A 16,595-nucleotide genomic window follows, 5' to 3' on the forward strand; every position below is an offset into this window, starting at 1 on the left:
GCGCACCGCGCGCGGCGGGCGCGAGCCTGCCGTCACCCCGCGCGCTGCGCCTCCAGCCACGCCTGGAACATCAGCACCGTCCACAACGGGTGCTGCCAGTTCATCCGGCCCGTCTGGTGCTGGCGCCACAGCCGCTCGACCGCCGCCGCATCGAAGAAGCCTTCGTCGCGCAAGCGCGACGGATGCAGCAGCGCCTCGGCCCAGTCGCGCAGCGCGCCGCGCAGCCAGTGGTCGACGGGCGCGCAGAAGCCCTGCTTCGGCCGGTCGATCAGCGCGGACGGCACGTACCGGTCGAGCAGCCGGCGCAGCAGCGCCTTCGGCTGCCCCTCCGGCAAGCGCACCGATGCCGGCACGCGCCATGCGAATTCGACGACGTGATGGTCGAGGAACGGCATGCGCGTCTCGAGGCTCACGGCCATCGCGGCCCGATCGACCTTCGCGAGAATGTCGGTCGGCAGGTACGTGAGCGTGTCGATCGCCATCGCCTGCTCGGCGAAGCTCAGGTGCGCCGGCCACGCGGACACCGTGTCGAGCGGCGTCGGCGGCTCCTGCCCCGCCAACGCGATACGCTCGGGATGATGCACCGACGACATCAGCAGCCGGTACAGCCCGATGCGGCTCTCCGCCGTCATCACATGGCCGAGCTTGTGCAGGCGATCGCCGATGCGCGACGACGATTCGCGCGTCTCCACGCCGCCGCCCCACGCGCCCTGCGCGACGGCCGCGAGCTGGTCCGCGTGATCGGGCCGCAGCGCATGCAACGCGGCGGCGATCCGCGCGCGCACGACGGCCGGCACGCGATGCAGCTTGCGCCACAGGCGCGGCGTGAGGAAGTAGCGCGTATAGCCGCCGAACAGCTCGTCGCCGCCGTCGCCGGACAGGCTCACCGTCACGTGCCGGCGCGTCAGCTCGGAGACGAGAAAGGTCGGGATCTGCGACGCATCGGAGAACGGCTCGTCGTAGATCGACGGCAGCTTCGGCACGACGGCGAGCGCATGGTCGGCCGTCACGTAAAGCTCGGTATGGCGCGTGCCGAGATGGCGCGCGACGGCCTTCGCGTATCCGGCTTCGTCGTAGCCGGCCTCGTGAAAGCCGATCGTAAACGTGTCGACCGGCGTCGCCGATTGCGCCTGCATCAGCGCGACGATCGTCGACGAATCGATGCCGCCCGACAGGAACGCGCCGAGCGGCACGTCCGCTTCCATCTGCCGCGCGACGGCCTGGCGCAGGACCGTGTCGAGCTCGCCGACGGCTTCGTCGGGGCTGCCCTCGAACGGCTGCGCGCGGCCCGCCTCGATCGTCTGTTCGAGCGTCCAGTACGCCCGCACGCGCGGCGTGTCGCGCGCATGCTCGAACTGGATGTACGTGCCGGGCGGCAGCTTGCGGATGCCGCGATAGATCGTGTAAGGCGCGGGCACGCTCGACTGGCGCAGGTACAGGCACAGCGCGTCGCGGTCGACCGCGCCGTCGAAGCCCGGATAGCCGCGCAACGCCTTCAGCTCGGACGCGAACACGAGCGCGTCGCCGACCCGGCCGTAGTAGAGCGGCTTCTCGCCGATCCGGTCGCGCGCGAGCGTCAGCACCCGCGACGCGCGATTCCACAGCGCGAACGCGAACATGCCGGTCGCGCGGCGCAACGTGGCCTCGACGCCCCACGCGACGATCGCCGCGATCAGCACCTCGCTGTCGGAGTGGCCGCGCCACGCCGGTGCGCGCCCCGCGCGTTCGAGCTCCGCGCGCAGTTCGCGATGGTTGTAGATTTCGCCGTTGAAGACGAGGACGTAGCGGCCGCACGCGGAAGCCATCGGCTGCCGGCCGTGCACCGACAGGTCGACGATCGCGAGCCGCCGGTGGCCGAGCGCGATGCCGGCTTCCGGGTCGACCCAGATCCCCTGCCCGTCCGGCCCGCGATGCGCGAGGCTCGCCGTCATTCGCGCGAGCGTGCCGCGCGCTGTCTCCTCATCGAAGGCGACGCTATTCAGAAAGCCGTCGATTCCGCACATTGATTTGTCTGCCCCTGTTGACCTGTTCCGTCACGCGCGGCCCAACCTCGCGGCCGGCCGTCGGGCATGACGGTCGAGCCATATTACGAAGAAATAAATCAGCAATAATTCACCAGTGAATGTTGGCAGGGTGCGGAAAAAAATAGACGTCAAGCGCCGTGTGCGCATGGCGGCGCGACGGGGCCATATCGAATCGGCCAGTCGCCCGCAGCCGGTCGCCCGCAGCCGGTCGCCCGCAGCCGGTCGCCCGGTGACACCGGCAAATCGAAAAAAGGGCCGCATTCCGACGGCGATACCGCCCCCGCGTCAACCCGCGCCGGTCGCCCATTTCAGCAACTGCGCGACCTCGCGGAAATGCTGCGGCTGGATCGTGCCGTTCTCGGGCGTCGTCTCGTACAGCGCCTGCGCGAGCCCGACGTTCGCGAGCGTCGGGCGTAGCGCGTCGCGGGCCAGCCGCACGATCCGCTCGGCCGCGTCGCCCTCGCCGCGCGCGAGCACCCACGGCAGCGAGCCGATCCCGCCGTAGTAGAGCGCGACGGCGACACGCGGCGAATAGACGACCACCGACGCATAGCCGATCCGGTCGGGCAGCGACGCGAACTGCACTTCGCGCGCGAGCTGGCGGCGCTTCGCCTGGATGTGCGGATCGCCTTCGTCCTCCTTGTGCTCGCGCCGCACTTCGTCGATCGACATCTTCATCTTCTGGTTGAACTCGTGCCGCTGGTGCACGATGTCGATCAGCGCCATCACGATGTAGATCAGCGCCGCCCAGCCGAACAGCAGCATCAGCAGCTTCACGATCAGCGCGAGGATCGAGACCGGCCGCGTGAAGCCCGACTGCACGGACGGGTCGAGCGATTCGACGATCAGCCAGCCGAGCGTCGCGACGAGCAGCACCGTCTTCAGCAGCATCTTCGCGAGGTTGACGAGGTTGCGCAGCGACCACAGGTTCTTCATCCCCTCGGCCGGATTGAGCCGCGACAACTGCGGCACGAGGCGGCTCCACGCCATCACGCCGCCCACCTGCACGAAGCCCGCGAGCAATCCGGCCAGCAGGCCGGCGGCGACGATCTGCGCGGACAGCGTCGCCCAGTCGCGCGCGGCGCCGTCGATCAGCACCGCGAGCCGCGCGGACGGATCGGCCGCGCCAACCGCGTCGAACACGAGCCGGAACAGCGCCTGCAGTCGCGCGAACAGCGAACCGATGCCCACCGCGAGCGCCACGCACACGCCGACGAAGAACGCGGACGACACCGTTTCCGCGCTCTTCGGCACGTCGCCTTTCTCGCGCGCTTCGCGCAAGCGTTTCGCGGTCGGCTTCTGATCCTTTTCGGCCATGTCGGCTCCGGCGCGCTCAGCCGCCGCCGTGCGCGGCGAACAGCGCGCGCAGCAACGCCATCAATCCGCTGTCGGGGCTCAGCAGCGAATGCAGCGACGCGTACACCACCGGCAGGAACAGGATCATCATCAGCACCGCGAGCGCGCTCTTCAGCGGCTGCGAGAACACGAAGACGTTGAGCTGCGGCACCGCGCGGCCGACCAGGCCGATGCCGAGCTCGACGAGCACCAGCACGATCGTGACCGGCGCGGCGAGCTTCACCATCCATTCGAAGATCGTGTCGGTCTGCCGCACGATGAAGGTCTGCAGCATCGACGAGAAATCGGGGCCGAGCGAGCCGATCGGCCACCATGCGTACGACTGCGCGAACAGTTGCACGAGCACCTGCAGCCCGCCCGCCGTGACGAACAGCGCGATTGCGACGAAATTCAGGAATCCCGATGTCGGGCCGCCCTCGTGCCCGCCCATCGGATCGAAGAAGGCGGCGCTGCCGCTGCCGGTCTGGAAGTCGATCAGGTAGCCGACGCCCTGGATCGCGAACAGCACCGCGCTGAACGCGCCCGCGAGCAGCATGCCGACCATCGCTTCCTTCGCGACGAGCACGCACCACATCAGGAACGGCAGCGCGGCCACCTGCGCGGCATCGATCGTCGGCGCGACGAACGCGGCGATCACGACCGCGATCCCGTTGCGCACGAGGCCCGTGACGATCTGCTCGTTGAACACCGGCACGACGAACATGATCGGCAGCAGGCGCGGCATCACGTAGAGCAGCGGCCGCAGCATGCCGGCGACGTCGTTGAAGCCCGCGGCCTGGTCTAGCATCGGCGCTCCGCGACGGCGGGCGGGGCGGGATCGTCGGATGCGGCGCCGGCGTTGGCTTCGGCGTCGGCGGCGAGATCGGCGCCCGTTTCCGTTTCGGTCATTGCCGCATCGAACGCGGCGGCGGCCTGCGGCGGCGTGGACGCATGACCGGGCGCATCGCCCGCGCCGGCCACCCAGGTGCAGCCCGTCGCGAAGCGCCGCACCGCGTAGCCGTCCGCGACTTCGTCGGCGGCGCGCTCGACCCGCGCGGCGCGCGCGTGCAGCGCCTTCTCGCCGGCTTTCTCCAGCTTGTCCTCGGCGGCCTTCGCCTTGCGCGCGGCGCGCTGCAGGTCGGCGAGCGTCGCCTCGTGACCGCGATGCACGTGCGCGGCCTCGCTCACCGACGCGTTCGCGGTGCCGATATGGCGGTCGAACGTGCGCGTATCGGCCGCCGCGTTCTGCAATGCACGCGCCTCGCGCACGTCGTCGGCGAGCCGCGCCTGGATCGCCGCCTTCGCCGCGACCTGCTGCGCGAGCTGCGCCTGCGCGGCCGCCAGCGCACGCCGGCTCTGCGCGGCGATGCCCTGCTGGCGCGCGGCGGCGACGCGCGCGATCTGGCTGCGCATCTCGCGCACGCGCTTGAGGCGGGCGAGCGTCGCGAGCACGAGGCGGTCGTCGGCTTCAGACATGATCGTTCGCCAGCTTCGTCAGTTTCGCGAGCAGCGCGTCGAAGCGCACATCCTCGTCCGACGCCTGCGCGCAGAACGCGCCGATCGCGTCGCGCGCGCGCAGCGCGAGATCGCCGAGCCGGTCGCTGCCTTCGCGATACTCGCCGATCTGCACGAGCAGCTCGATTTCCTGGTATTTCGCGATCAGCTCGCGCACGCGCGCGGCCGCATGCTGGTGCGCGCGGCTCGCGACGAGCGGCATCACGCGCGACAGGCTCGCGAGCACGTCGATCGCCGGATAGCGGTTCGCGAGCGCGATCTTGCGCGACAGCACGATATGGCCGTCGAGGATCGAGCGCACTTCCTCGGCGATCGGGTCCGATTCCTCGTCGCCTTCGACGAGCACCGTATAGAGCGCGGTGATCGACCCGTGCGCGCCCTGCCCCGCGCGTTCGAGCAGGCGCGGCAGCACCGCGAACGTCGACGGCGGAAAGCTGCGCCGCGTCGGCGGCTCGCCGCTCGCGAGACCGACCTCGCGCTGCGCGCGTGCGAAACGCGTCAGCGAATCGACCAGCAGCAGCACGCGCTTGCCCGCATCGCGGAAGTGCTCGGCGATCGCGGTCGCGACCAGCGCGGATTTCACGCGCTCCATCGCCGGGCGATCCGACGTCGACACGACGACGATCGACCGCGCGCGCACCTCGGGCGACAGGCTGTGCTCGATGAATTCACGCACCTCGCGGCCGCGTTCGCCGACCAGTGCGATCACGTTCACGTCGGCCTGCGCGCCGCGCGCGATCATCCCGAGCAGCGTGCTCTTGCCCACGCCCGACGGCGCGAAGATGCCGACGCGCTGCCCGATGCCGAGCGTCATCAGGCCGTCGATCACGCGCACGCCGGTCGGAAACGGCGTGTCGATCATCTTGCGCGCGAGCGGGTTCGGCGGGTCCTGCTGCGTCGACACCCATGCGGCGCCCGTCACCGGCCCGCGATCGTCGAGCGGCCGGCCGAGCCCGTCGAGCACGCGGCCGAACAGCCCCTCGCCCACCGGAAATACGTGCTCGCGCCCGGACGGCACGACGGTCGTCTCCGGCGACAGCCCCGCGACGTCGCCGAGCGGCGTCAGCAGCGTCGTCTGCCGCGAGAAGCCGACCACCTCCGCGAGCAGCGTCGGCTGGTTCGGCGTGCGCAGCTCGCAGATTTCGCCGAGCCGCGCGCGAATGCCCGTCGCATTCAATATCTGTCCGACCGCGTGGTTGACGCGGCCCTGCACCGACACCGGCGAGAAAAACGCGAGCCCCGCGTCGAGCTCGCCGACGAGGCGGCCGCGATCGAACGGCACGCCGTCGTCGTCGCCGCTGCCGAACGGCTGCGTATCGTCGAGCGGCGCGTTCATCGCGCGGCGCCCTTCAGCGCGTCGCGGCGGATCGCCTGACGCAACGCGTCGATCTGCAGGTCGAGGCTCGCGTCGATGCGCCCGGACGGCGTCTCGACCGTGCATGCGTGGCGTTCGAGCTGCGCGTCCTCGACGATGCGGATCTTCTGCCGGTTCGACTGCCCCGCGAACGCGCCGCCGAGCGCGTCGCGCATCTCCTCCGTGCGGCCGGGCGCGACGCGCACGATCAGGAACGCCTCGTCGCGCACGAGCGGCGCGATCCGCGCGAGCGCGGCCTCGTACAGCTTCTGCGTGCTCATCTCGCCGACGATCGCGCGCACGGCCTTCACGACGATATCGGCCATCGCGTCCTTCATCGTCTCCATCGTGCGCGTGGCGGCGAGCGCCTGCGTGTACGCCTGCGCGGCCTGCTCGCGCTGCGCGCGGCGCATGCCTTCGTCGTAGCCGGCCGCCTGGCGCTTGTCGAATTCGCGCTGCGCGTCGGCGACGATGCGCGCCGCCTCTTCATGCGCGGTCGCGATCACCGCCGACGCGTCGAGCAACGCCGCGTATTCGCGCTCCTTGAGCACCTTGCGCTCCGACAGCAGCTGCAGGTTGTCGCTCGTGATCAGAAAAGCCAGTCCCATGACGCGAGCCTCTCGGGAATCAGAAACAGGAACATCAGTTCGCCGAACTGGTCGCGCTGCGCGCGGTTCAGCCAGTACGGCGCTTCGTCGTCGATCGCGCGGTTGAATTTCAGGCGCACGCGCCGCGCCACCGCGTCGCCGGCCACGCCGATGAAATCCGCGAGCAGCCGGCCGCCGCGCGCGCGGATCACGGCCGGCAGCGCGGCGGGATCGGCGCGCCACGGTTCGAGCGTTTCGGCGAGCGCGCCGAATTCCGGCGCGCGTTCGAGCGCGAGTTCGAGCGCATCGCCGCCGAGCCGCGCCGCGACTTCCGCGCGGATGCGCCGCCCGGCCAGCGCGTCGCGCAGCCATGCGCGGTGCAGCAGCAACCCCGCATACGCGGCCAGTTGCTCGAGCGCCGCGCCCGGCAGCAGCGCGAGCCGCGCGCACGGATTCGCCACGGCGAAGTCGTGCCGGTCGGCCACGCCGTGGACGTCGAGCAGATGGCGCGCCAGCAGCTTGCGGCCGGCCGCGCCGAACGCGTCCGGGGAACGGTAGCGCGCGGGCCACTCGGCCGGCACGCGCGTCACGTGCAGATAGCGGTCGGGCCGAAGGTTGAAGTTGCAGACCAGCGCATGAAACGCGGCAGCGCGCGCGGCGGGCGGCGGCGCAAGCGGCTGCAGCCACGGCAGCAGCGACGCCTCGGCCGCATCGCCCGGCGCCAGCGCGTGCGGATCGCTCATGCGCCGTCGCGCGCGCCGTCCGGCGTACGCAGCCCGCCGCCTGCCTGCTGCGCGGCCGCGCCGCCCCCGTTCGCGCCGCGCGGCGCGCCGAGCAGGCCCGCGAGCCGCGCGCCGAACATCCCGCGCCGGGCCGCCGACAGCGCGATCACCGCGCAGGTCAGCAGGATCAGCGCGAACACGAGCCAGCCGAGCGGCGAGCGCAATCGCAGGATGTCCGACACCGCGCTGCCGATTCCGTCCACGCGCGTCGCGCGTGCGGCGGCCGGCTGCAGGAACAGCGACACGTTGTCGTACTGCAGCCCCTCGATGCTGTGCGCGACGAGATCCTTGACCATCGGCGCCATCGCGCGCAGGTCGACGCCCTGCCGATACCGGATGTACACCGCGGCCGACGACGGCTTGATCTTGTCCGCGAGCGGATCGTTCTCCGGAATCACGACCTGCACGCGCGCGACCACCACGCCCTCGATGTCCTGCAGCGTGCGCGACAGATCCTGCGACACGCCGTACAGGTAGCGCACGCGCTCCTCGGCCGGCGTCGATACGAGGCCCTGCTTCTGGAACAGCTCGCCGAGGCTCGCATAGCTCGGCTTCGGCAACCCGTTCGCCTGCAACACCGTGAGCGCCGCCTGCATGTCGCCGTCCGCGACGCTCACGAGCCACGCGTTGCGGTCCGACGTGTCGCGCGCATCGTTGTCCTTCGACGCGCTGATGCCCGCGTCGCCGAGCACCGCGACCATCTGGTTCGCGTCGCGCTCCGACAGGCCCGAGTACAGTTCCTTCTGGCACCCGGCCAACAGCACGAGCAGCCCCGCGAGCAGCGCGCGCGCCACCCGGCTGCGCCACGCATGCGTGCGCGGCGTCGAATCGATCGTCGTCATCGTTTGTCCGCTTCAGGGCGCGTGAGGCCGCTTGCGGCCCGCACGAGCGCCATCACTCCTGCGTCTTCAGCACCGTATGCGTGAAGCCGTTCGCCGCCTGCGCAACCGACAGGCTCAACTGGTATTCCGAAATCGTGGTGGTTGCCGTCCACTGGAAATCCATCGCCTTCACCATCGTCATCAGCGGGTCGCTGCGGCTGTCCGCCATCGACGTCAGCATCTCGCTGCGGTGCTTGTCGATGTTCGCGTACCGCGCGTCGAGATCGTTGCCGTACGTGCGCAACCGCTCGACGAGCGACGACTGGTTCGCCTGCGCGGGCGTCATCTGCACGGCCGGCGCCGCATCCGCCGGCGCGCGCGACATCGCGACGCCCGACGAAGACGGCGGAGCGGCCGGCGACGCGCCCGGCTGCATCAGTGCATCGAACTGGCGCACCTGCGCCGGATCGGACGTCGCGCCCGTTTGCTGCGCGGCACTCGCGAGCGCGGCTGCGCCCGGCGGCGCCGCGCCTACGCCTGTTACCGACATGATCGTGTCCTCCTTGACCGGCAGAGCCGGAAACGGGCCGGCCGGCACGCACCCACGCCGCACCGGGCGCCCGTCGCGGGCGGCCCCGGCATCCGGCGTCGCGCGGCACGGCCGGCGACCGGCGTCACGCGCGGCCGGCGGAACTCAGGTGTTGCGCAACCTGGGCATTCGCCGTCCCCTCCTGCGCGGTCACTGCGTTGCTGGTTTCGAACGTCGCAGTCGATTGCTGAACCTGGAAGTTGATCTTCGTCAGTTCGAGCTGCGTCTTGGTCAGGTCGTCGGCCTGTTGCTGGACCTGCTTCGTGTCGGTGGCGCTACCTGCGGCGGCAGTCATGTTTCGCTCCTTTACGTCAAGTTCACTTGCGTTGCCGGCGGCAGCCCCATGCCCCGCCGATGACGTGACGCGCCGCCTGCCGGCGACGTGTCGCGTAATGCGCGCACCGCGAAACGCGTTGCGCCTGATCCGTCGCGGCGCTAATGCGCCGCCTCCTTCGTCGATGCAGTCGATGCACCGGCCGCGGGCGAGCCCGGCAACAGCGTCGGCCCCGGCACCGGCTGCGCGACGCCCGCCGCCGCGCCGCTCGCGAGCGGCGGGACGGGCGGCGCCGGCGCCTGCTCGGGCGCGCTCGCCGACGCACCGCCGAGCGGCATCGTGATGCGCTGGCCGTTGCGTTCGAACACCACGGCGTCCGGCCCGATCGACACGACGGTCGCGCCCTCCTTCAGCCGCGCGCCTTCGAAATAGCGGCTGCCGTCGATCGTCTCGATGTAGCGCTGGTCGCCGTCGCCGGCGAACACGGTCGTGATCTCCGGAATGCCGGCCGTGCCGCCGAGCGTCGTCGCCGTACGCGGCGCGGCCGCATCGGCATCGCGCACGTGATCGACCACCTCGAGCGCCGGGCGGGCGTCCTTCATGTAGTTGCGGATGCGCGGCTCGATCTGCGCACGCGCGGCCGTGCCCGTCAGCTCGATCCGCCCGCGCCCGAGATACGTGACCGTCAGCGCCGTGTCGCTGAAATAGGTCTGCGCGGTCGCGACGAGATCGCTGACCACGTAGATGTTGCCCAGCGCCGCGTTGTCGACGCCCGCGACGATCTGCGCGACGCGCTCGCGCGCGGCCGGGTCGCTCACGTAGCCCGACACGATCACGCCGTCGTCGCGCGGCGCGACGGCCAGCTCCGGATACGCGTGCAGCAACTGCTGCAGCCGGTGCGTGCGCGCGAGCACCGATTCGTGCTGCCACGGCAGCCGCCCCGACCACGCGACGAAGCCGTAGCCGAGCGCGCCGAGCAGCACGCCCAGCCACAGCGCGACCAGCGCGATCACGAGCCGCCGGCTGCCGAGGCGGCGCAGCCCGCCCGTGAGCCAGCCGAGCCACGCGGCCTCGCGCGCGGCGTCCGGCGCATCGGTTTCGTCGGGCACCGCGACGCTCGCCTGCGCATGCCGCGCGATGCCGAGCCGGATCGAGCCGACCGTCACGACGTCGTTCGGCGTCAACGAGCGGCGCCCGCTGCCCAGCGGCTCGTCGTTGAACAGCACCGGCGCGCCGGTGTCGCCGCCATGGTTCTGCACCGTCACCGCGAGCGCGCCGACCTGCAGGCACACCTGTTTCGCGCCGATCTCGCGATCGGGCAGGATCACTTCGCAATCGGCCGCCGTGCCGACCCAGTTCGCGCCGCGCGCGAGCGACATCGTGCGGCCGTACATCGGCCCGCTCAGGAAGCACAGGTTCCACGGCGACGCGAGCGCGGCCGAACCGGCCCCTGCGCCTCCCGCGCCGCCGGGCAATGCGCCTTCGCCGTGCGGATCAATGATGCTCGTCGACATGCGTGACCACTCCTGCGGTCGTCGCCGGCTGCGCCGCCGCATCCGGCGGCGGCGGCAACGCGGGCGGACCGAACTTCGTGCCGGGCAGCGGCCTCGGCGTCAGCGGGACGGCGATGTCGTTGTCCGGCGGGCGATACATCGACATCCCTTCCTGGTTCGCCGGACCGTCGACGCCGGGGTTCACGGGCGCGCCGTCGGGTGCATACATCGACGCGGTCGTCACCACGCGCGGCGTCAGCAGATAGAACCGCTCCATGTGGTTGCCCGACTTGTCGGTGTACTTGAACAGGTTGCCGATCAGCGGGATGTCGGACAGCCAGGGCACGCCGCTCTTGTTCAGCCGCACCTCGTCGTCGTTGAAACCGGCGATCAGGAGGCTCTTGCCTTCGTCGATCATCGTCTTGGTGACGATGTTGCGCTGCTGGATCACCGGCACGTTCGACACCGCCTGTCCCGGCACGATATTGCCGTCCTGGATGTCGATCGACATCATCACGCTCTGCGGATTGCCCGAGACGGCCGCCGCATTGCGGATCGCCTCGTCGACGATCATCGGCGTCACCTTGATGCTCGTGCCGGTCGTCACGCTGTACAGCGACGAATCCTGGTAGCCCGGCACCTGCACGTAGAACTGCGTGAGGTTCTCGAGGATCGCCTCGGTGTTGTCGAGCGCGAGCACCTTCGGCTTCGAACGCAGCTGCGCCTGGCCCTTCTGCGCGAGCGCGTTCACGCGCGTGAGCAGGTAATTGCGCAGCGACCCGCCGATCGATGCGGTCAGCGCGATGCCGGTCGGCATGAAGGTGCCGGTCGACCCGGTTTCGGACGCGCCGACGCCGAACGTGAGCGGCGGATTGCCGGCGCCGTTGTACTGCGTGTTGCCGTTCAGCGGGTTCGCGCCGTTGCCGATCTGCACGTCGCCGTGCGTCGTGTGCAGGCGCCAGTCGATCCCGAGGCTGTCGAGCGAATCCTCGTTGATGTCGATGATCGTCACGTTGATCTCGACGATGCGCGGCCGCTCGTCGAGCTGGCCGATCAGCGACTGGTAGCGGTACATGTTCTCGGGCAGGTCGCGCACGATCACCGCGTTGATCGCCGGATCGGCGACGATCTGCGGCAGCGTGTCGCCGCCGTTGTTCGAGAACGGCGAGAATCCGCCGCCCAGGCTGCCGTCCGCACCGCCGTAACCGCCCTGCCGCGGGCCGCCGGAAATATCGGGGAAATCGAGCCGCGGCACCGCGATCGTCAGCCCCGAGCCGAGCTTCACCTGCCGCGCAGCCTGCCCGAGCGGCGTGCTCGACGGCGCCGCGGTCGTGCCGCCGCCCTTGCCGAACAGCTTGCGCAGGATCGTCGCGACGCCCGGCACCGTCACTTCCTTGCCCGAGCGGTTGATCGTGAAGTCCGACGCCCAGCCGTATTTCAGCCGGAACGCGCGGATGTCCGCATGCGCGCCGTTCGCCGACGGATCGCCGACCGAGCCGACCGCCTGTCGCACCAGCTCGACATAGCGGCGCGGGCCGGCCACGTACACGCTGTTCGCACGGTCGTTGATCACCAGCGTGTAGCGCTTGTCCGGAATCTGCATCGCCTGCAGCGCGCGGCCGATTTCGCCGGATGCGTTCGGCGGAATCGGGATCATCTGCGTCTGCGACTGGTCGGCCGGATCGACGTACAGGAACGAGCCGTCGTAGTACCACGTGAGCCCGTAGGTCGAGCAGATCGTGTCGAGCGTCTGCTGCGGCGTGCCGGAGAAGCGGCCGCTGATCACGCCGTCGACCTTCGGGTCGACCACCGCCGTCACCCCCTGCGACGACGCGAGCTCGCGGATGAAGTCGCCGATCTTCTTGCCGTTCGCGACGATCGTGAACGGCTTGTTGCGCCAGCGCAGGTCCGCGGCGCGCGCATGCTGCGCGGGCGCCATGCACAGCGACGCCGTGAGCAGCGCGGTCGCGCACACGGCGAGCGCGGCCCGTTGCAGGCTGCGCGGTTGAAACCGGATCGAGGCGACGCGTCGACGCATCAAAGGACTCCTGTGGAAGAAACGAACATGCGTTCCAGCGCCTGCTGCGCGAAGCGCAGCACTTCGCCGCCGAGCCAGCCCGACAGCAGCACGAGCGCGACCATCACGGCGATCAGCCGCACCGCGATGCCGATATTGGCGTCCTGCACCTGCGTGACGGCCTGCAGGATCGCGACGACGAGGCCCGTGACGGTCGCGATCAGCACGATCGGCAGCGACAGCAGCAGCACCAGCATCAGCGCCTGGCGCGTCAGGTCGAGGATCGTCGAGCTCGTCATTGCACGGCTCCCGGCGCGCGCACGTCGGCGCCCGCGCCGACCGTGCCGTCGTCCGGCGGGTTCTTCACCCAGCCGACCGTGTGCAACTGCACGTCCTCCTCGACTTCCTGGTACGACAGCACCGCGAGTTCGGGCAGCACCGGCTGCAGGATCGTCTTCACGTAGCGGCGCGCACCCAGCGCGACCATCACCGCGAGCCGCGCGGCGCCCGGCGCGTTGCCGTGGCCGCCGGAGCCGGCCGCCTGCGCGGCCTGCACGATCGCGCGCACCTGCTCGCCGATGTCCTGCTTGACCGCGCTCGACAGCGCGAGGAAATTGCCCTGCTTGGTGCGCATCACCGCGCTCTCGATCCGTTCCTGCAGGTTCTGCTCGAACAGCACGACCCGCAACTGGCGCGCCGTGCCCGCGTGACGATCGGTGATCATCCGGCGCAGGTCGACGCGCACGAGTTCGACCAGCGCGATCACGTCGTCGGGCTCGTTCGGCGCCCACGTGATCAGGCTCTCGAAAATCACGCGCAAATTGCGGATCGGCACCTGCTCGGCGAGCAGCCGGCGCAGCACTTCGGTCACGCGCTGCAGCGGCACGAGCCGCGTCAGTTCGCCCACGAGTTCCGGATGATCGCGGCGCACCAGATGCACGAGCGCCTGCGTCTCCTGGATGCCGAGCAATTCGTCCGCATGCTGGCGCACGATCTGCTCGACGTGCGCGGCCAGCGCGCCCTCGCTCGACAGCCATTTGCCTTCAGGCATCGCACCGTCCGGCTTGATCCACAGCGCGGTCGCGAACGGGCCGAACGCCTCGGCCGGCTGGCGCTCCGCGCGCTCGGGCAGCGGCGCGACGCCGTCCCACAGCAGCCAGCCCGGCTTCAGCACGCCGTGCGCGACGAGCACGTCCTGCAGGTAGATCCGGTACGTGCCGGCCGGCGCGCCCTCGTCGTCGTTCAGCGTGATGCGCGGAAACACCGTGCCGATATCCGCGTCGACGCGTGCCTTCGCGCTCGACAGCGCCGCCTGCAGTTGCGCGAGATTCAGGCCCGTGCGCAGGTCGTCGGACAGCGACACCGCGATCAGCGACGTGACGCCCGCCGCATGCGACACCTTCGCGGGCTGGCCGTCGTCGGCCGCGCCGACGCGCCCCGCCACATGAATCAGGTTGAAGCTCGGCGCGGACGTCTTGCGCTTGAGCTGCGAGAACGCGAAGGCGCCGAGGCCGAGCGCGATCAGCGCGAACGACCATTTCGGAAAGCCGGGCACGACGAGAAAACCGGTCAGCACGAACGCGGCGATCAGCAGCGCACGCGGGTGCGCGCCCAATTGCTCGCCGAGCTGTTCGCCGAGCTGGCGCTGGCGCGCATCGCGCGTCGCGACGCGCGTCGTCACGATGCCGGCCGCGATCGACACGAGCAGCGACGGAATCTGCGACGCCATCCCGTCGCCGACCGTCAGGATCGCGTAACGCTGCAGCGCCTCGCCGATGTCCATCCCGTGCATCAGCGTGCCGACCGCGATCCCCGCGACGATGTTGATGAACGCGATCACGAGGCCCGCGATCGCGTCGCCCTTCACGAACTTCATCGCGCCGTCCATCGCGCCGTGCATCTGCGATTCCTGCTCCAGCTTCTCGCGGCGCTCGCGCGCTTCGTCGGCGCTGATGATGCCCGCGCGCAGGTCGGCGTCGATGCTCATCTGCTTGCCCGGCATCGCGTCGAGCGAGAAACGCGCGCCGACTTCGGCCACTCGCTCCGACCCTTTCGCGATCACGATGAACTGCACGACCGCGATCACGAGGAACACCACGCCGCCCACCACCACGTTGTTGCCGACCACCAGCCGCCCGAATGCGTCGATCACGTGGCCGGCGTTCGCATGCAGCAGGATCAGCTTGCACGACGCGATGTTCAGCGCGAGCCGGAACAGCGTCGTAAACAGCAGCAGCGCGGGAAACGACGAGAAGCTGACCGCGGACGGCACGTAGGTCGACACCGTCAGCAACACGACGCTCGCGGCGAGATTCAGCGAGATCATCCCGTCGAGCGCGGCCTGCGGCAGCGGCAGGATGAACAGCGCGACGACCGCGACGATGAAGGTCGCGAGAAAGAGGTCGGCGCGCGGCGACGCGCCCCCGAGGCGCCGTCCGGACACGCCGCGGCCGGCGGAAAACCACCGCTGCCAGTCGCGGGAGAGCGCCTTCGGTTCAGCCATCGTGCCGTTGTCCTGTCGTTGTCGCCGGCTGGCACGGGCAACCCTTCCCCGTGCTGCGCGGACCGTTGAATGGGACGAGTGTAGCGACGGGAAACGGCGGAAAAAGAAGCGCGCCTCGTAGCGCGAAAGCGCGTTTTCCTCAGACGATCGAATCGGACTACGAAACCCGGCGGCCCGTTCGGGCACGTGCCGCCGGAACCGCTTCCATCGCGTGCCGGAGGCCGGCGCGCGCCTGCGACGGACGTCGGATCAGGACGGCAGCCGCCGTGCGGCGAGGTACGCGAGCTGCGCGCGGTTCTGCACGTTGAAGAGCTTTTCCAGCGAGCGAATGTGGTGCCCGACCTTGTGCAGCGACGTACGCAGCGCGCTCGCGATCTCCTGGTCGGACAGCCCGTGCACGAGCCGGTCGAGCACCTGCTGCTGCTCGTCGCCGAGCGCGAAGCCGCGCATGCGCGCGACACGCGCCTCGAGGAACGGCAGCGCGACGCGATGCACGGCGAGACTCACCGACAGCGCGCCGCCGATCACGCGATCGTCGATCCAGTCGGTGCCGTGCGTTTCCGACGTCACGTTCACCGCGACGCGCAGGTCGAGGCGCGGCGCCGACAGGCCGAAGATCACGCCGCTGTTCATCGCATGCGCGCGCAGATGGCCGGCGAGCGCGAGCACCTTGCGGTCGCCGCTGCCCTGCGCGGCCGCCTCGATCTCGTCGAGCCGCCACGCGACCGGGAAGCCGCTCTGCCGCACCTGTGCGAAGCGCGGATCGCTTTCGTACAGCATCCCTTCGATGAACGGCTGCATGAACGTCGCCGGCGCGAGGTCGCGCAGCAGATGCGCGCGCAGAATGCGCCGCCCGATCATTTCGTACGCGCCGTAACCGAGCGTACTGAATCCGATTTGCCGCAATCGCGCATGGCATTGTGCGAAATCGAATGACGGAAGGTCGCTTTTACCGGACGTTATTTGAATACCGGTAAAAACGTCACGTTCGATTGCATGATATTCGTTCGAATAAGCGGCAGCGGCCGCTATATCGGCTTGTGAGAACCACTCGACGCGTGGTGCGCCGTCAGCATATGTCATGAGGAGCCCGCCCTTTCCCAATATGTGAAACTGCGCCCCGTCACGATCTGGTCTTTTCTTTATGATTTTCTGGTCGTCGCCATATGCGTGCGAATATGAACCTTTCGCCGCCATTCGTATTACGGCATATTACGCACACACCGGCATTTTTGTACAATGCCCCCGCGTTTCGTCAGGGATGACGATCGGCGCATATCACAACGATGCTCGGTCGCACC

The 16,595-nt window shown here is 69.9% G+C and carries 15 protein-coding genes; all 15 read right to left on the reverse strand.

Going from position 1 to position 16,595, the window contains the following annotated elements; genetic code table 11:
- Nucleotides 1-32: 32 nt before the first annotated feature.
- The 15 genes from asnB to WS54_RS09240 all read right to left on the reverse strand — a co-directional run bounded on the left by asnB (nt 33) and on the right by WS54_RS09240 (nt 16,377).
- Nucleotides 33-2,003, reverse strand: coding sequence for an asparagine synthase (glutamine-hydrolyzing) (gene asnB, locus WS54_RS09170; protein WP_059780629.1), 1,971 nt, complete (start codon nt 2,001-2,003; stop codon nt 33-35).
- 306 nt (nt 2,004-2,309) lie between these two features.
- Nucleotides 2,310-3,341 (reverse strand): EscU/YscU/HrcU family type III secretion system export apparatus switch protein, encoded by a 1,032-nt coding sequence (locus tag WS54_RS09175; RefSeq protein ID WP_034204434.1) that lies wholly within the window; start codon nt 3,339-3,341, stop codon nt 2,310-2,312.
- A 16-nt stretch (nt 3,342-3,357) separates the two neighbouring features.
- Nucleotides 3,358-4,167: a type III secretion system export apparatus subunit SctT gene (gene sctT / locus WS54_RS09180; RefSeq protein ID WP_059780630.1), complete on the reverse strand. Its 810-nt coding sequence runs from the start codon at nt 4,165-4,167 to the stop codon at nt 3,358-3,360.
- Nucleotides 4,161-4,835, reverse strand: coding sequence for a hypothetical protein (locus tag WS54_RS09185; RefSeq protein WP_059780631.1), 675 nt, complete (start codon nt 4,833-4,835; stop codon nt 4,161-4,163). The genes sctT and WS54_RS09185 overlap by 7 nt, the downstream gene beginning before the upstream one ends.
- Nucleotides 4,828-6,210 (reverse strand): type III secretion system ATPase SctN, encoded by a 1,383-nt coding sequence (gene sctN / locus WS54_RS09190; protein ID WP_059780632.1) that lies wholly within the window; start codon nt 6,208-6,210, stop codon nt 4,828-4,830. Before sctN ends, WS54_RS09185 begins: the two co-directional genes overlap by 8 nt.
- Entirely contained in the window at nt 6,207-6,836 is a 630-nt protein-coding gene (gene sctL / locus WS54_RS09195; RefSeq protein ID WP_059502604.1) for a type III secretion system stator protein SctL, read from the reverse strand. Before sctL ends, sctN begins: the two co-directional genes overlap by 4 nt.
- Complete coding sequence (locus tag WS54_RS09200; protein ID WP_059780633.1) at nt 6,818-7,558, reverse strand: SctK family type III secretion system sorting platform protein; 741 nt, start codon at nt 7,556-7,558, stop codon at nt 6,818-6,820. Before WS54_RS09200 ends, sctL begins: the two co-directional genes overlap by 19 nt.
- Entirely contained in the window at nt 7,555-8,439 is an 885-nt protein-coding gene (sctJ, locus tag WS54_RS09205) for a type III secretion system inner membrane ring lipoprotein SctJ (protein ID WP_059780634.1), read from the reverse strand. The genes WS54_RS09200 and sctJ overlap by 4 nt, the downstream gene beginning before the upstream one ends.
- Before the next feature lie 52 nt (nt 8,440-8,491).
- A complete protein-coding gene (locus WS54_RS09210) occupies nt 8,492-8,968 on the reverse strand; it encodes a hypothetical protein (RefSeq protein WP_034204427.1) in 477 nt (158 codons plus the stop codon).
- 124 nt (nt 8,969-9,092) lie between these two features.
- Nucleotides 9,093-9,302, reverse strand: coding sequence for a hypothetical protein (locus tag WS54_RS09215; RefSeq protein WP_034204426.1), 210 nt, complete (start codon nt 9,300-9,302; stop codon nt 9,093-9,095).
- A 140-nt stretch (nt 9,303-9,442) separates the two neighbouring features.
- Nucleotides 9,443-10,795, reverse strand: coding sequence for a type III secretion system inner membrane ring subunit SctD (sctD, locus tag WS54_RS09220; protein ID WP_059780635.1), 1,353 nt, complete (start codon nt 10,793-10,795; stop codon nt 9,443-9,445).
- Nucleotides 10,776-12,812: a type III secretion system outer membrane ring subunit SctC gene (gene sctC, locus WS54_RS09225; protein ID WP_059780636.1), complete on the reverse strand. Its 2,037-nt coding sequence runs from the start codon at nt 12,810-12,812 to the stop codon at nt 10,776-10,778. Before sctC ends, sctD begins: the two co-directional genes overlap by 20 nt.
- A complete protein-coding gene (gene sctS / locus WS54_RS09230) occupies nt 12,812-13,090 on the reverse strand; it encodes a type III secretion system export apparatus subunit SctS (RefSeq protein WP_006480854.1) in 279 nt (92 codons plus the stop codon). The genes sctC and sctS overlap by 1 nt, the downstream gene beginning before the upstream one ends.
- Nucleotides 13,087-15,294: a type III secretion system export apparatus subunit SctV gene (gene sctV, locus WS54_RS09235; RefSeq protein WP_059780637.1), complete on the reverse strand. Its 2,208-nt coding sequence runs from the start codon at nt 15,292-15,294 to the stop codon at nt 13,087-13,089. The genes sctS and sctV overlap by 4 nt, the downstream gene beginning before the upstream one ends.
- Before the next feature lie 249 nt (nt 15,295-15,543).
- The gene (locus WS54_RS09240) at nt 15,544-16,377 is read right to left on the reverse strand and encodes a helix-turn-helix transcriptional regulator (RefSeq protein ID WP_034204422.1); all 834 of its coding nucleotides are present in this window, start codon (nt 16,375-16,377) and stop codon (nt 15,544-15,546) included.
- Nucleotides 16,378-16,595 lie beyond the last annotated feature (218 nt).

The sequence above is a fragment of the Burkholderia sp. NRF60-BP8 genome (assembly GCF_001522585.2).
Taxonomy (GTDB): Bacteria; Pseudomonadota; Gammaproteobacteria; order Burkholderiales; family Burkholderiaceae; genus Burkholderia.

Bases quoted from the DNA above. Each gene is read 5' to 3' on its own strand.
- asnB (WP_059780629.1), bottom strand. From the start codon at position 2,003: ATGTGCGGAATCGACGGCTTTCTGAATAGCGTCGCCTTCGATGAGGAG.
- WS54_RS09175 (WP_034204434.1), bottom strand. From the start codon at position 3,341: ATGGCCGAAAAGGATCAGAAGCCGACCGCGAAACGCTTGCGCGAAGCG.
- sctT (WP_059780630.1), bottom strand. From the start codon at position 4,167: ATGCTAGACCAGGCCGCGGGCTTCAACGACGTCGCCGGCATGCTGCGG.
- WS54_RS09185 (WP_059780631.1), bottom strand. From the start codon at position 4,835: ATGTCTGAAGCCGACGACCGCCTCGTGCTCGCGACGCTCGCCCGCCTC.
- sctN (WP_059780632.1), bottom strand. From the start codon at position 6,210: ATGAACGCGCCGCTCGACGATACGCAGCCGTTCGGCAGCGGCGACGAC.
- sctL (WP_059502604.1), bottom strand. From the start codon at position 6,836: ATGGGACTGGCTTTTCTGATCACGAGCGACAACCTGCAGCTGCTGTCG.
- WS54_RS09200 (WP_059780633.1), bottom strand. From the start codon at position 7,558: ATGAGCGATCCGCACGCGCTGGCGCCGGGCGATGCGGCCGAGGCGTCG.
- sctJ (WP_059780634.1), bottom strand. From the start codon at position 8,439: ATGACGACGATCGATTCGACGCCGCGCACGCATGCGTGGCGCAGCCGG.
- WS54_RS09210 (WP_034204427.1), bottom strand. From the start codon at position 8,968: ATGTCGGTAACAGGCGTAGGCGCGGCGCCGCCGGGCGCAGCCGCGCTC.
- WS54_RS09215 (WP_034204426.1), bottom strand. From the start codon at position 9,302: ATGACTGCCGCCGCAGGTAGCGCCACCGACACGAAGCAGGTCCAGCAA.
- sctD (WP_059780635.1), bottom strand. From the start codon at position 10,795: ATGTCGACGAGCATCATTGATCCGCACGGCGAAGGCGCATTGCCCGGC.
- sctC (WP_059780636.1), bottom strand. From the start codon at position 12,812: ATGCGTCGACGCGTCGCCTCGATCCGGTTTCAACCGCGCAGCCTGCAA.
- sctS (WP_006480854.1), bottom strand. From the start codon at position 13,090: ATGACGAGCTCGACGATCCTCGACCTGACGCGCCAGGCGCTGATGCTG.
- sctV (WP_059780637.1), bottom strand. From the start codon at position 15,294: ATGGCTGAACCGAAGGCGCTCTCCCGCGACTGGCAGCGGTGGTTTTCC.
- WS54_RS09240 (WP_034204422.1), bottom strand. From the start codon at position 16,377: ATGACATATGCTGACGGCGCACCACGCGTCGAGTGGTTCTCACAAGCC.